At 50.3% G+C, this 13,059-nt stretch carries 11 protein-coding genes; 6 read left to right on the top strand and 5 right to left on the bottom strand.

All coding sequences use genetic code 11. The features are described 5' to 3' along the window. Positions 1–83: 83 nt before the first annotated feature. Positions 84–1,331 (top strand): HD domain-containing phosphohydrolase, encoded by a 1,248-nt coding sequence (locus ACESSO_RS00705; protein ID WP_373163118.1) that lies wholly within the window; start codon positions 84–86, stop codon positions 1,329–1,331. A 432-nt stretch (positions 1,332–1,763) separates the two neighbouring features. Further along, on the top strand, positions 1,764–4,496 hold the full coding sequence (locus ACESSO_RS00700) for an EAL domain-containing protein (protein WP_373163116.1): 2,733 nt from the start codon (positions 1,764–1,766) through the stop codon (positions 4,494–4,496). An 80-nt stretch (positions 4,497–4,576) separates the two neighbouring features. On the opposite strand, the gene ung is transcribed toward ACESSO_RS00700, so the two are convergent. After that, entirely contained in the window at positions 4,577–5,263 is a 687-nt protein-coding gene (gene ung / locus ACESSO_RS00695; protein ID WP_373163114.1) for a uracil-DNA glycosylase, read from the bottom strand. 143 nt (positions 5,264–5,406) lie between these two features. Between ung and ACESSO_RS00690 the strand changes: the two genes are divergently transcribed. The 4 genes from ACESSO_RS00690 to ACESSO_RS00675 are packed head-to-tail and all read left to right on the top strand — an operon-like array spanning position 5,407 to position 9,329. After that, the gene (locus tag ACESSO_RS00690; protein WP_373163112.1) at positions 5,407–5,778 is read left to right on the top strand and encodes a GntR family transcriptional regulator; all 372 of its coding nucleotides are present in this window, start codon (positions 5,407–5,409) and stop codon (positions 5,776–5,778) included. Further along, a complete protein-coding gene (locus tag ACESSO_RS00685) occupies positions 5,775–6,674 on the top strand; it encodes an ABC transporter ATP-binding protein (protein WP_373163110.1) in 900 nt (299 codons plus the stop codon). The genes ACESSO_RS00690 and ACESSO_RS00685 overlap by 4 nt, the downstream gene beginning before the upstream one ends. Next, a complete protein-coding gene (locus ACESSO_RS00680) occupies positions 6,649–8,784 on the top strand; it encodes a hypothetical protein (RefSeq protein ID WP_373163108.1) in 2,136 nt (711 codons plus the stop codon). The genes ACESSO_RS00685 and ACESSO_RS00680 overlap by 26 nt, the downstream gene beginning before the upstream one ends. Further along, on the top strand, positions 8,781–9,329 hold the full coding sequence (locus ACESSO_RS00675; protein ID WP_373163106.1) for a VanZ family protein: 549 nt from the start codon (positions 8,781–8,783) through the stop codon (positions 9,327–9,329). The genes ACESSO_RS00680 and ACESSO_RS00675 overlap by 4 nt, the downstream gene beginning before the upstream one ends. Positions 9,330–9,391: 62 nt before the next feature. Here ACESSO_RS00675 and ACESSO_RS00670 read toward each other — a convergent pair whose 3' ends face one another. From ACESSO_RS00670 to rpmB, 4 genes are all read right to left on the bottom strand, one after another. Further along, entirely contained in the window at positions 9,392–11,539 is a 2,148-nt protein-coding gene (locus ACESSO_RS00670) for a Tex family protein (protein ID WP_373163104.1), read from the bottom strand. Between the two features lie 97 nt (positions 11,540–11,636). After that, positions 11,637–11,966 carry a branched-chain amino acid transporter permease gene (locus ACESSO_RS00665; protein ID WP_373163102.1) on the bottom strand — a complete coding sequence of 110 codons (330 nt, stop codon included), beginning with the start codon at positions 11,964–11,966 and terminating at the stop codon, positions 11,637–11,639. After that, positions 11,963–12,652 carry an AzlC family ABC transporter permease gene (locus ACESSO_RS00660; RefSeq protein WP_373163100.1) on the bottom strand — a complete coding sequence of 230 codons (690 nt, stop codon included), beginning with the start codon at positions 12,650–12,652 and terminating at the stop codon, positions 11,963–11,965. The genes ACESSO_RS00665 and ACESSO_RS00660 overlap by 4 nt, the downstream gene beginning before the upstream one ends. Positions 12,653–12,743: 91 nt before the next feature. Beyond that, positions 12,744–12,932, bottom strand: coding sequence for a 50S ribosomal protein L28 (rpmB, locus tag ACESSO_RS00655; protein WP_078096872.1), 189 nt, complete (start codon positions 12,930–12,932; stop codon positions 12,744–12,746). Positions 12,933–13,059: the final 127 nt, after the last annotated feature.

The following is a 13,059-nucleotide window of genomic DNA, read 5'->3' as shown; positions in this document are numbered from 1 at the left end:
GGCGGCAAGGAAGTCAAAACAGCCTTGCCGCCGTATTTCAAATTTGTTTGATGAATACCTGGAAACGCAAAGGAAATGACCTCATGATAGAGTTACCCAATGAAGATTTATATGAAATAATCATTCGCTCCTTGAATCGTGTCAATGACTTGCTGGTGGGACATGGCGAAAGAGTCGCTTACGGTGTTATGCGGCTTTTGGAACAGGATGGACGCTTTTCAGAGGAAGAAATCGGTCAGATTGTTTGGACAGTGCTGTTTCATGATATCGGAAATTTCCGTAAAACGGATACTTGGAATTTGGTACAGCTGGAAAACGATCAGGATTATTCGCATGCAATCTATGGATTTTTGTTTCTTAAAACCTTTTTCCCGTTTTCGCAATATGCGTCGGTCGTTCGTTACCATCATTCCACTGATGCGGAAATTGAGAATGCCCACATCGATCAGAAATTAAAATGGGTGGTTAAGTGCCTGCGTATTGTGGATGCGACCGATTTGTTTTTCGTCAATAACGGGCGGAAAGATATGGATAAGGTTAGTTCCTATTTCCAGAATCTGTCGCGCAGGTTATTTCCAACGGGATTAATGCTGGAGAGCGCAGAGTTTTCCATGATGCGTGATATGGATGCAATACACAGCCGTTTGCTGGAGCGAATCAAGCGTCAGGTGCTTTCCGGTGAGGAAAAGGAAGCATTGCTGCGCACACTGGTTTGTTCGATGGACTTCCGGAGCCACTATACAGCATTACATTGTTCTATGATGGTTCGGGCAAGTGATATGCTGGCGGATTGCTTTGGATTAGAGCAAAAGGTAAAAAACGAAATTCATATTGGTGCGATGCTGCATGATTTGGGCAAAATTGCTATTCCAATTGAGATTCTGGAATCTCCTGGTAAGTTGGATGGACGTATGTGGGAGATTATGAAATCCCATGTCATGATTACTGAGGATATTCTGAAAGGATACGTCAGTGATGAAATTTTGCAGATTGCCATTCGGCATCATGAAACGCTGGATGGTTCAGGCTATCCGCGCGGCATCAGCGGGGTGGAGTTGACATTGCCGCAGCGCATTGTGGCGGTAGGCGATATCGTCAGCGCATTGTCGGAGGAAAGAAGCTATAAGCAGGCTTTTCCGCTGCATGAAGTGATGAATATTCTCAGGCAAATGTGTCGTGCGGGGAAAATTTGTCCCAGAGTAATGCAAATGCTGGAGGAGCATTGTGATTCCATCTATCATGCGGTGCTGGAGGAAGGTTTGCATACGGCAGAGGCGTTTGAGCAAATCTATGCGGAATATTATGAATTAACACAGCCGAACATAGAATAATTTCGCAAATATGAGATAAGATGGCGACAAATTTATAAATTTGTGATATGATAATGGTGCTATTAAGGTTATAAAAATAATCTGTGAAAAAGAGAGAGAAGGTTGCACATGGCTTTTCCGTGGGAGTTCTTTGAAGAACTGGGCGAAATGGTGTATGTTTCTGATCTCGAAACCGATACATTGGTGTATATGAATGCAAGCTTGCGCAATGCATTGGGATTTCAGTCGCATGAAGAATATGTGGGGAAGAAATGCTATGATGTTCTTCAGGGGAATGATTCACAGTGCTCTTTTTGCAACAAAGGGAAACTTGAGCCGGGAAAATTTCACACAAGGACCCATAAAAATCCCATAATGAACCGGAATTTCCTGATAAAGGACAGCGTAGTTTGTCAAGATGGGAAGAAATATCGGATACAAATTGCATTTGATATGGGTTTGGATAAAACGGAACAGATTGGTTCCTTGCCCGCACGCGCCGTTGAAATCCTCAACGGGTGTTTGCAGCGGGTGTTTGCAACGACCAGCCCTGATGTAGCGTTAAACAATATTTTAGCTTATATGGGCGAGAAAATGTTGTGTGACCGGGTCTATATTTTCGAATGGAATCATTCCGACAGAATGTGCAATACTTATGAATGGTGTGCAGAAGGGGTAGTGCCGCAAAAGAATATTTTGCAGAATGAATCCGTGGACAGTATCCAATGCTTGTTTCCGATACTGGAAGAGAAAAAAGTCATTGTTATTGATGATGTGGAGCAGCTTGGAAAGCAATGTCCTGCCGCATATGCGTTCTTTAAGTCGTTGGGTATCTCGTCGTTTGCTGCGGGGCCAATTAACCGGGATGGCAAGATCATTGGTTTTGTCGGCGTGGACGAGCCGGATGTACGTATGATGTCGGTGCTTAAACCAATGTTGGAAGTGATCGGCTACTTTGTACTTTCTTTGTTGAAGGGGCGGGAACTGATTGCGCATTTGCGCGAGCTAGGGCTTCATGACCCATTAACCGGTGCTTTTAATCGAAATGCGCTCATTGAGTTCAATCAGCAGTCCTCAGTGCCTCCGGCTGGTGTCATCTATTGCGATATTACCGGACTGAAAAAGATAAATGATATGTTTGGGCACGCGAAAGGTGACCAAATGATTCAGCATTGTTATGAGTTGATTCATGAATCGTTGGACACCGACTTAATTTATCGCACCGGCGGCGACGAATTTGTTGTGTTGTGCCCACAGTGCAGCCAAGACGAATTCGATGATAAGGTGCGGCAATTAAGACGGCTGATTCGTAAGGATGAATACCATATTGCGATTGGTTATACGTGGTCGGACCAGCAGCCGCTGCAATTTGATGAGTTGATTGCTAAGGCAGACCGCATGATGTATGAGAACAAAAGAAATTATTACGCATGGCAGATCGTAGCGCATGATGCGGAGCAAAGCCATGGCCTATCCAAAGATATGGAAAAGATGGAGCAGCCAAAAAGTCAGTTTCAAAGATTTCTGGAAAACACCTATTATGATATGGAGATGGTATTTGAATCCATTGCGAAGCAGAATTCGTCAAGTTATTTTTATTTTGGCGATATGCAGCAGGATTTGTTTTATATCTCTGACAACATGCGGGATGATTTCGGCTTTGAAAACAATGTTGTTTCCGGTTTGTTCCGGGCATGGTCACAGCGGATTAGCACACCGGAGTTTCAGGATATTTTCTGGCAGGATATTTCCGCTATGCTGCGGGAAAAGCGCACTTCGCATGACCTGAGATATCAGGTGCGTGATGTGCATGGCAACATCAAATGGATTCAGTGCTATGGCATCATGAAATGGAGTGAAGATAAGCGTACACCCTTGTTCTTTTCCGGGCGTGTCTCGCACCAGGATGATGATTTTGTAATTGATCCTATTACAAACTTTCCACGCGAAACTGCTGCGTTTGGTCATCTGAATGAATTGCGTAAAACAGGACAAAAAACGCAGATCGTTGGCTTCAGTTTGAACAGTATCACGGAGATCAACAGCACAAAGGGACGCGCATATGCCGACAGACTGATAAAGAATATTGCCAACCGACTGACGGAAACACTGTCGTGGAAAATGACGTTCCATCGTTTAGAAGGCATGCGCTGCATGGCGGTGGTCAATCCGCTGTGTGTAGAAGGAAACCAAGCGGTGGTGGAGCAGATTCGTGATATCATAGAGGATTGCTATGAGTCCATGGGAATCGCAATCCGGAATGTGTGTTCTTTTGCGCTGATGGAGTATCCTTGTGAAGATTTAACGCCGGAAGATATGGTAGAAAATCTGGTTGCGTTGATTCGAATTGCCAAGCAGGAGACCGATCAACCGTTTATGGAATATTCCATCGAAAGCATCAAGCGCATTCAGCAAATGTCTAATATGGCGCTGGCGCTTGAACAGGATGTTCTGAATAATATGAAAAACTTTCGGGTTGTGGTGCAGCCGGTGGTATCGGCAAAGGATGGCAGCGTCATTGGCGGTGAGACCTTGCTGCGGTGGACATTTAAGGGGAAGGATGTTTCGCCAGCCGTCTTTATCCCAATTTTGGAAAAGGATAATATGATTCATATTGCCGGCCGTTGGGTTTTTGAGCAGGCAGCACGAAACTGTATACAGATGATTGCGTATAATCCGGAATTCTATCTCACCTTTAACGTCAGCTTACACCAGCTTTCCGATACGGAACTGGTGAGCTTTATGCAGAAAACATTGGAGAAGTATCAGTTGGATGGTTCACATCTGGTCACGGAATTGACTGAAAGCTGCCTGGATGAGCAGCCGGAAATGCTGGAACATTTTGTGGAGGCCTGTGGCAAGATGGGGATGCGGATTGCACTGGATGATTTCGGAAGCGGTTATTCCTCGCTGCGGATGTTGCTTCAATATCCGTCCAGCATTATCAAGTTGGATCGCTCTCTGTTGGAGGAGATCACCGAGTCTGATCAGAAAATGCATTTTATCAGCAGTATTGTCTATGCATGCCATCAATTTGGGAAAAAGGTATGTATGGAAGGTGTAGAGAGAACGGATCAAAATACCATCATTCGTGATACAGGCTGCGATATGATTCAAGGGTATTATTACTATCGGCCGATGGAATTAGCGGCGGTATACAGTTTACTTAGTGAAAAAACACATTGATATAGTTTATAGTTGATAAAAAACCCGACTGCCGGTTGTGCAGTCGGGTTTTTATGTTGCATGGCTCTGAATGACGCATATTATTCTTCGGGTGCCGTATGTCGCAAATCCCAGTCAATTGGCGGAATGCCGTTCTGCTCCAGAAACGCATTGCATTTGGAAAAATGATGGCAGCCAAAAAAGCCGTTGTATGCGGAAAGGGGAGAGGGATGTGCGCATTCCAGCACAAGGTGCTGCGGTGCAGTAATGAGTTTCTTCTTCGATCGCGCGTTGCCGCCCCAAAGAAGGAATACGATCGGCTTTTCGCGATCATTCAGCTTTTGGATGATGTGATCGGTAAACGTAGTCCAGCCGATATTTTTGTGGCTGTTAGCTTGTCCGCGTCGTACTGTCAGCGTTGTGTTGAGCAGCAGTACACCGTGCTTTGCCCATGGTGTCAGCGTGCCGTTTTGGGGTGGGTCAATCCCGAGATCACTTTTGAGTTCTTTGAATATGTTTTGCAGGCTGGGGGGTGGCGTTACGCCGGGCTGAACGGAGAAGCATAAACCGTGCGCCTGTCCGGGTCCGTGATATGGGTCCTGTCCGAGCAGAACCGCCTTTACATCCGCATACGCAGTGTAGCGCAGTGCGTTAAAAATATCATTCATAGGAGGATAAATGGTCTGCTCCGCATATTCTTTTTTCAGCCAGTAGCGGATACGCTTGTAATAATCCTGCTGAAATTCATCCGCCAGTATTTTGTCCCAGTCATTTCCTAAATGTACCATAACGGCCTCCTAAACCAATTTGCATCCATTATAACACAGGGAAGAAAAAAAAGCCATTGACAGAAAACGTGCAGTTGATTATACTGTAACTGTACTAACACACATAATACAGTTAGAACACATGGAGGAAAGGAGGCGCGGGTGTGATTAAGATTGATTATCGGGATGCGCGGCCAATCTATGAACAAATTGTCGATGGCGTGGAGACGCTTGCACTGCGGGGCGCACTGCCGGCCGGCAGCCAGCTGCCCAGTGTCAGGCAATTGGCCATGGAGCTTTCCATCAATCCAAACACCATTCAGCGCGCATATGCCGAACTGGAGCGGCGCGGGGTCATCTATGCGGCCAAGGGGCGCGGAAATTTTATTTCGGATGACACGGCAGCGTTATGCCAACGGCGTCTGGAGGAAATCGGAGCGCAGGTACATGCGCTGGCGGATCAGGCGCGTGCACTTGGCGCAAAGGAGGAGCAGATACGCGAATGGGTTGAGCAGAAAGGAGATGGAACAGCATGATTACAGCGGAAAATGCAACCAAACGATTTGATAACATCACTGCGGTCGATCATGTGTGTGCAGATGTGCGGGACGGTTCGGTTTACGGGTTGATCGGCTCAAACGGAGCAGGAAAGTCGACGTTTTTACGTATGCTGGCAGGCATTCTGAAGCCGGACGAAGGTGCGGTACGCATCGATGGTACGGATATATTTGAAAATACAGCGCTGAAAGAACGGTTTTTCTTTATTTCAGATGAGCAGTTCTTTTTCTCTAACTGCACGCCGGCTGAGATGAAGGATTACTATAAACGCTTTTACCGGCATTTTAATGAGGAACGCTACCGCAAGCTGATGCAGGGGTTTGGTCTGGATGAAAAACGCAAAATCCGTACCTTTTCCAAGGGAATGAAAAAACAGGTATCGGTGATTTGCGGCATTTGTGCGGGTACGGATTACCTGTTTTGTGACGAGACGTTTGATGGGCTGGACCCGGTGGTGCGTCAGACAGTTAAAAGCCTGTTTGCAGAGGACGTAGAAAGCCGTGGCCTAACGCCGGTCATCGCGTCGCATAATCTGCGCGAGTTGGAGGATATTTGCGATCATGTTGGCTTGCTGCACCGCGGCGGCATCCTGTTTTCGCGCGATTTGGACGAGATGAAGCTGGATATGTTTAAGATGCAGTGTATTTTCACAGAAGCATTGCCTGCGGATGCATGGCAGGGCATTGACGTACTGCGTTTGGAACAGCGCGGTTCACTGTACACGCTGACCGCGCGTGGCAGTCGGGAAGAGCTGCTGGCAAAGGTGAATGCAATGAATCCTACCTTCTGCGAGCTGCTGCCGCTGACGCTGGAGGAAATCTTTATCAACGAAACGGAGGTGGCCGGCTATGACATCAAAAAGCTTCTCTTCTAAGGGGCTGCTGGGCGACAGCCTGCGCCGGAATTTGTGGGGCTTTGTGCTGGGCGGCGTAGGATTCTTTTTCTCGCTGCTGCTGCCGGTCCTGATGACCATGCAGCGCGCGTTGGAAACCCGTGCGCATCAACTCAAGCAGTTTCCGGAATTGGTTGACCAAGGTTGGCAGCGTGCGCTTTCAACGGTGACCTCTTTGCTGGGCGGAGGCAATCCTTTTGTGAAAACAGCCTTTGTCGTCATGGCGATTGTGTGCGGCATTGCAATGTTTGCTTATCTGCATACGCGGCAGAAGGTGGACTTTTATCACAGCCTGCCGATTTCCCGCACGCGGCTGTTTGTCAATAACTATTTGACCGGCCTGATTTTTGCCGTTTCGACCTATGTGGTGATGCTGGTCATCACGCTGGCCTGCACCTATGCCATGGGCTTTGGGGCAGCGGTTGATTGGGGTGTCATCGGCGGCGCGGTGCTGTGCCATTTGATTGTATTTCTGCTGCTGTATTCGCTGACCGTGCTGACAACAGTAGTATGCGGTAATACGGTGATCACGCTGCTGTTACTTGCGTGGGTAATGTTGTCTCCCTTACTGGTGCGCATGCTGTACAGCGGTTTGTGCAACAAATTTTATGAAAGCTTCACAATGGAGTCGGCTAATGTGCAGGCGACGCTTCAGCTGTCGCCGCTGGTGCAGTTCTTTTTGCTCGACGGCCTGTATTATGGGCGTATGAGCAGCGTGAATGTGAATTATATAGAGCGCACTTCAGCTCTCGGATTGTTATTGGTGTATTTGGTCGCAGCGGTTGCCGTTACGGTGCTCGGCTGGTATCTGTTCCGCATCCGCAAAAGCGAGAGAACAGGTGTGGCGCTGGCGTTTACCCCAGCCAAGCTGCCAATCAAGGTGTATATGTGTCTCATCATGGGTGCGGCATTCGGTCTGGCCTTCGGCATGATTGCAGGAGACTTCTGGTTCTGGGTCGGGCTTGTGCTTGGCACGGTGCTGTTCCACTGGATTGTGGAAATGATTTACGCCTTTGACTTCCATGCCATTTTCGCAAAGCCGGTACACCTTGTGGCCATACTGGTGGTTTTGTTTGCGGCTATGCTGTGCATGAAATTCGATGTCACCGGTTATGACAGCTGGCTGCCGGACCGTGACAGTATTCAAGCTGTGAGCATCAACGGCAGTGCGGAAGAGAAACTGACTAGTCCGGACAACATTGATGCAGTTTATCAGCTGGCTGAAATGGGAACGAAGGTCAACCGCGACGCACTCCATGAAGAAGGCAATTATCGTGGTTTGACGCTGCGGTTCTGGCTCAGCGGTCGAACAGCGATGCGCTTTTTCCTTCTGCCGGATGACGAGGAGGTCAATGCGCTATGTAATCAGATTTATAGCTCTGAGGAATACAGACGCGCTACATGGCCGCTGTTCCAAGTGGATTTGGAACAGCAGAATGCGGAGAACCAATACAGTCTGGATATTTACACAAGTGAGAGCGGCTATGGAGTTGCTTCTACGCTGAACGACTGGGCCGGCATTCGTCAGGTTCTGACTACGCTGCAGAAAGAGTCACTCATGCGAACGGAGAACGGTTTGCCTGTGCTTCGATTGGAGATTTTCCAACTGGATGCAGATGGTGCTAAGATGCTGGAGGGTGATGCCTATGTGACGGCGGAGGATAAAGAGACGCTTGCGCTGATTGAAAAGCTCGCGGGCATCAAGCCAATGCCGTTGTCGACGGATAACGTCAAGCAAATTGAGCTGCAATATAGCATGCAGAATGCAAACGGAGATATGGTATGGAAAAGCGTGAAAGTCACGGACCCGACCGATATCGCGGCACTGTTACAAAATGCGGTCAATCGCGATGCGATGAATCTGTACGACACCAATGAAGTCGCTGTCAACGGTTTCCTGTTGGATGAGCATATGGATAGCGTGCATATTGTAGCTTGCGTAAAACATGGAGACGCAGAGAATTGGTACTGGTTGACCTATGCCGAAGGAGATTGGCCGGAGGACATAGTGGAAAAGTATCGAGCGGACGCCCTGGAAGCGGCAAAGGATGATGTTACCTCCAGCGGTATGGTAACGGAGGCAGCCGGATGAGACGGCGAGACTTATGCGGTGTTCTGCTGCTGATGGTTTACCTGCTGGGCGTGGGACTGGTGACAGGTCCGTCGCTTTATCAACTGCTGATGGGGAGATTGCCGGAACCTAAATTGGAACTTATTCCATTCTCAGATATCATCGGTGTGATTGAGCATGCCATAACGCATCATCATGGTGCAGATATCACATTGAATATCTTTGGTAATATCATTTTGTTTGTACCGCTGGGCCTTGTGCTGCCACTGTTCTGGCAATATTTTGACAGAGCAAGGCACACCATCCTGTTTGCAGCTGGATTATCGCTCAGCATTGAGCTGATTCAGCTTGTGGCAGGTGGCGTAACCTCGGTTGACGACCTCATCTTGAATACCGCAGGTGCGGCAATTGGCTTTGTGCTGGCAAAACTGCTGTTGCGAGCCTGTCCGCGGCTGAAACCGCAGAAAGAGAGAGGCGCTCAATGGGTTTACCCGTTTGCATGCTGGTTTATGGTAATTGTGATGGCAACTGTAATGGATGTCATGACGCTTGGAATGCATTGGTAGGATAGTGAGTGGTAGAATAATAAAAGGGAGTGCCCAATAGGGCGCTCCCTTTTGCTGTGGTGCTATATCTTCATGGTTAGTGCGATGCGATGCGTTTTGGGGTCAGCCGAAAGAACGGCTACATCGACCACGTCCCCGACAGTGACCACCTCGGACGGGTGCTTGACAAACCGGTTGCAAAGCTGTGAGATATGCACCAATCCGTCCTGATGTACACCGATATCCACAAACGCGCCGAAATCCGCAACATTGCGCACCGTGCCCTTGAGCTTCATGCCGGGTTTGAGGTCTGCGATGTCCAGCACATCCGAGCGTAACAGCGGAGGTGGCAGCTCGTCACGCGGGTCGCGGCCGGGCTTTTGCAGCTCTCCGATAATGTCGGTCAGCGTCGGCACGCCTACACCACATCGAGCAGCAGCATCGGTTATGCCGAGCTGTTTGACGCGGTCATTTAACTCGCCAATCCTGCCTTGTGCGGCATCCTCCGTCGTGTAGCCGCACAGGGTCAGTAATGTGCGGGCGGCTTCATAGGCTTCCGGGTGCACACCGGTGCGGTCGAGCAGGTCGGCGCCATCCGGTACACGCAGAAATCCCGCGCATTGCTCAAACGCCTTGGGACCAAGCCCTTTGACTTTGAGCAACTGCTTGCGGTTCTGGAAACTGCCGTTCTGTTCGCGGAAAGCCGTGATGTTTTTGGAAACGGTCGGGCTGATGCCTGCAACACGGCGCAGCAGGGCGGGAGACGCGGTGTTCAGGTCCACACCGACAGCGTTGACGCAGTCCTCGACCACGCCGTCGAGCGCGTCGCTCAGTCGTCCCTGCGGCATATCATGCTGATATTGTCCCACACCAATGGATTTCGGGTCGATTTTTACCAGCTCGGCAAGCGGGTCCTGCAAGCGGCGCGCGATGGATACGGCAGAGCGCAGGTTGACGTCAAAATCCGGAAACTCTTCTGCGCCGAGCGGGGAGGCCGAGTAAACCGACGCGCCGGCTTCGGAAACGACCATATAATCGATGCCGCCGCCGTATTCGCGGATGAAATCGGAAATAAAAATTTCACTCTCTTTGGAGGCGGTGCCATTGCCGATGGCGATGCAGGTGATTTTGTACCGGTCACACAGACGGCGCAGCGTACGCTTGCTGTCCTCGGTCTTTTTGAGCGGCGGGGTGGGGTAAATGACCGCTGTGTCAAGCACCTTACCGGTCTCGTTCACAACGGCCAGCTTACAGCCGTTGCGGTAGCCCGGGTCGAAGCCCAGTGTCACTCGGCCGCGCACGGGCGGCTGCATGAGCAGCGGCCGCAGATTGAGTGCAAAGGTGTGAATAGCCTGCTCGTCGGCCGCGTCCGTCAACTCACTGCGCAGCTCGCGCTCCAGCGAGGGAAACAGCAGTCGCTTCCAGCTGTCGGCGCAGACTTCACGCAACAGCGTGGCATATGGATTTTTCGGATGCACCGCTGCGCGGATGATTGCGGCAAGCGCTTCGGTTTCGTCTGCTTCGAGCGTGACCTTGAGCTTGCCTTCTTTCTCGCCACGGTTGATGGCGAGTACACGATGGCTTTGCAGCTTACGCACCGGCTCGGAAAAGTCGTGGTACATGGTGTAGACTGTGTCGTTCTCGTCGCAGCCTGTGGTTCGGATGATACCGGTGCGGTGCAGCAATGCGCGCAGACGGCCGCGAAGCGATGCATCATCAGATAAATCTTCTGCAATAATATCACCTGCGCCTGCAAGGGCAGCTTCAGCATTTTCCACGCCCTTTTCTGCGTCGATATACGGCTGCGCGAGTTCTTCCGCCGTGGCAGACGGGCCGCGCGCGGCGAGAAGCGCTTCTGCCAGAGGCGCAAGCCCTTTTTCACGGGCCATAGACGCGCGGGTACGCCGTTTGGGGCGATAGGGACGGTACAGGTCGTCCAGTGCGGCAAGCGTCTGCGCGGCAGCGATGGCAGTGGAAAGCTCGTCTGTCAGCTTGCCCTGTGCTTCGATCGCTTCGCGCACTTCGTCACGGCGTGCGTCCAATCCCCGCAGATAGGCCAATCGGTCGGCCAACTGTCGGATGGTCTGGTCATCCATTGTGCCGTGCATTTCTTTGCGGTAACGCGCAATGAACGGAACGGTGTTGCCGTCGTCGAGCAGCTTGACAATATTTTCGACATATTCTTCCTTTTGCCCGAGTTCGCGGGCCAGAATTTGCGTAATGGTTTCCATGGTGATGCTCCTTTTCCTGACTGGATTTTATTGTACCACAGATAGCGGGATGAGAAAATAAAAAAACCGCGCTGTTTTTCACAGCGCGGAAAAGCAATCAGATGAATACGTTTTGGATAAGATACATGTACAATACTGTTCCCACGCCGATGGAGAGCAGGTTGTTGCGTTTCCACACATGCAGCGCAGCAGTCACAGCGATGCACAGCAGCTCGGGAGCACCGTACGGTGCGGCAAGCCAGTTTACATTTTTGACGCAGTAGACTACGAGCAACGCGATGACTGCGGGCGGCAGCGCCTCGCCCAGATAGCGTACAATCGGCAGAATGGGCTTTTTGCCGTTGAACAGCAAAAACGGAGCAACGCGGGTGGCAAAGGTGCACGCAGCTGCAACCAGAATCATGGTGAGTGCTCTTGTGGGCGTCATTGTGCCACCTCCTTTGCAAGGCGGCCGCGCAGTGCAACCAGCATGACACAGATAGCCAGCATCGCGGGCAGAATGAAGTTATCCGGCCCAAGCAGCGCGAGAGAAATGGCAGCGGCACCCAGTCCGAGGAAGGCGGGGATGTGCTGCTTGGTGCTCATCCATTGCTCGATGAAGATCACGGTGAACAGCGAGGTCATGGCAAAATCGATGCCAGTGGAGTCGAACGGCAGTACGCCGCCGATAATCGCGCCGATAACTGAGCCGAAAATCCAGTAGCTGTGGTCAAGCATGGCAATCCATAGACGCATTGCATTGGGATCAACATTTTCCGGTGTCTTAAGTGAGCACAGCAGGGAATAGGTTTCGTCGGTCAAAGAAAAAATCATGTACCATTTGGCATGTCCCATTTGATGGAAGGTTTCGAGAAAGGACAGGCCGTAAAAGATATGCCGGCAGTTGAGCAGCAGCGTCATGAACGCGACTGTGACCAGCGATGCATTCGCGGCAAGCAGGGAAACCAGTAAATACTGGCCCGACCCGGCATAGACCATCAGACTGGTCAGAAAAGCCCAAGGGGAGGTATAGCCGATGTCGCGCAGCATGACGCCGAAGGCAAAGCCGATAAACAGATAGCCGCAAAGCACGGGAATTGTCACCGCAAAGGCGGGGCGGAAAGCCTTTTTCATGGGAAAATCACCTTCTCAAAGCAAATGGGCAATAGAAAAGCGCTCTGCAAGCAGAGCGCTTTGACAGTTTCAACGGTATCGCGTCTGCAAATCAGATCGCGCGGGTTACCTTGCCGGAGCGGAGGCACCGAGTACACACGTTGATATGGCGGGGAGTACCGTCCACCAGAGCCTTTACACGACGAACGTTCGGCTTCCAGGTACGGTTGGAGCGACGATGAGAGTGGGAAACCTGAATGCCAAAGGTCACGCCCTTGCCGCAAATATCGCACTTTGCCATTTTCCTGCACCTCCTTCTCTTGTGCATTGCATAACGGATATTATAATACCACAACAAATAGTAAAATGCAAGTTATTTTTTACAAAAAAAATGCTTTTTCAAGTTTTGGCGCAGTCCCGACGGAAAC

Origin of the sequence: Agathobaculum sp. Marseille-P7918 (assembly GCF_964248325.1) — a bacterium.
GTDB lineage: Bacteria > Bacillota > Clostridia > Oscillospirales > Butyricicoccaceae > Agathobaculum.
This window is presented reverse-complemented; position numbering and strand designations above follow the sequence as displayed.

Coding starts and splice junctions, on each gene's coding strand:
- ACESSO_RS00685 (WP_373163110.1), top strand. CDS start 5,775: ATGATTACAGCGGAAAATGCAACCAAACGATTTGATAACATCACTGCG.
- ACESSO_RS00705 (WP_373163118.1), top strand. CDS start 84: ATGATAGAGTTACCCAATGAAGATTTATATGAAATAATCATTCGCTCC.
- ACESSO_RS00660 (WP_373163100.1), bottom strand. CDS start 12,652: ATGAAAAAGGCTTTCCGCCCCGCCTTTGCGGTGACAATTCCCGTGCTT.
- ACESSO_RS00680 (WP_373163108.1), top strand. CDS start 6,649: ATGACATCAAAAAGCTTCTCTTCTAAGGGGCTGCTGGGCGACAGCCTG.
- ACESSO_RS00675 (WP_373163106.1), top strand. CDS start 8,781: ATGAGACGGCGAGACTTATGCGGTGTTCTGCTGCTGATGGTTTACCTG.
- ACESSO_RS00700 (WP_373163116.1), top strand. CDS start 1,764: ATGGGTTTGGATAAAACGGAACAGATTGGTTCCTTGCCCGCACGCGCC.
- ACESSO_RS00665 (WP_373163102.1), bottom strand. CDS start 11,966: ATGACGCCCACAAGAGCACTCACCATGATTCTGGTTGCAGCTGCGTGC.
- rpmB (WP_078096872.1), bottom strand. CDS start 12,932: ATGGCAAAGTGCGATATTTGCGGCAAGGGCGTGACCTTTGGCATTCAG.
- ACESSO_RS00670 (WP_373163104.1), bottom strand. CDS start 11,539: ATGGAAACCATTACGCAAATTCTGGCCCGCGAACTCGGGCAAAAGGAA.
- ung (WP_373163114.1), bottom strand. CDS start 5,263: ATGGTACATTTAGGAAATGACTGGGACAAAATACTGGCGGATGAATTT.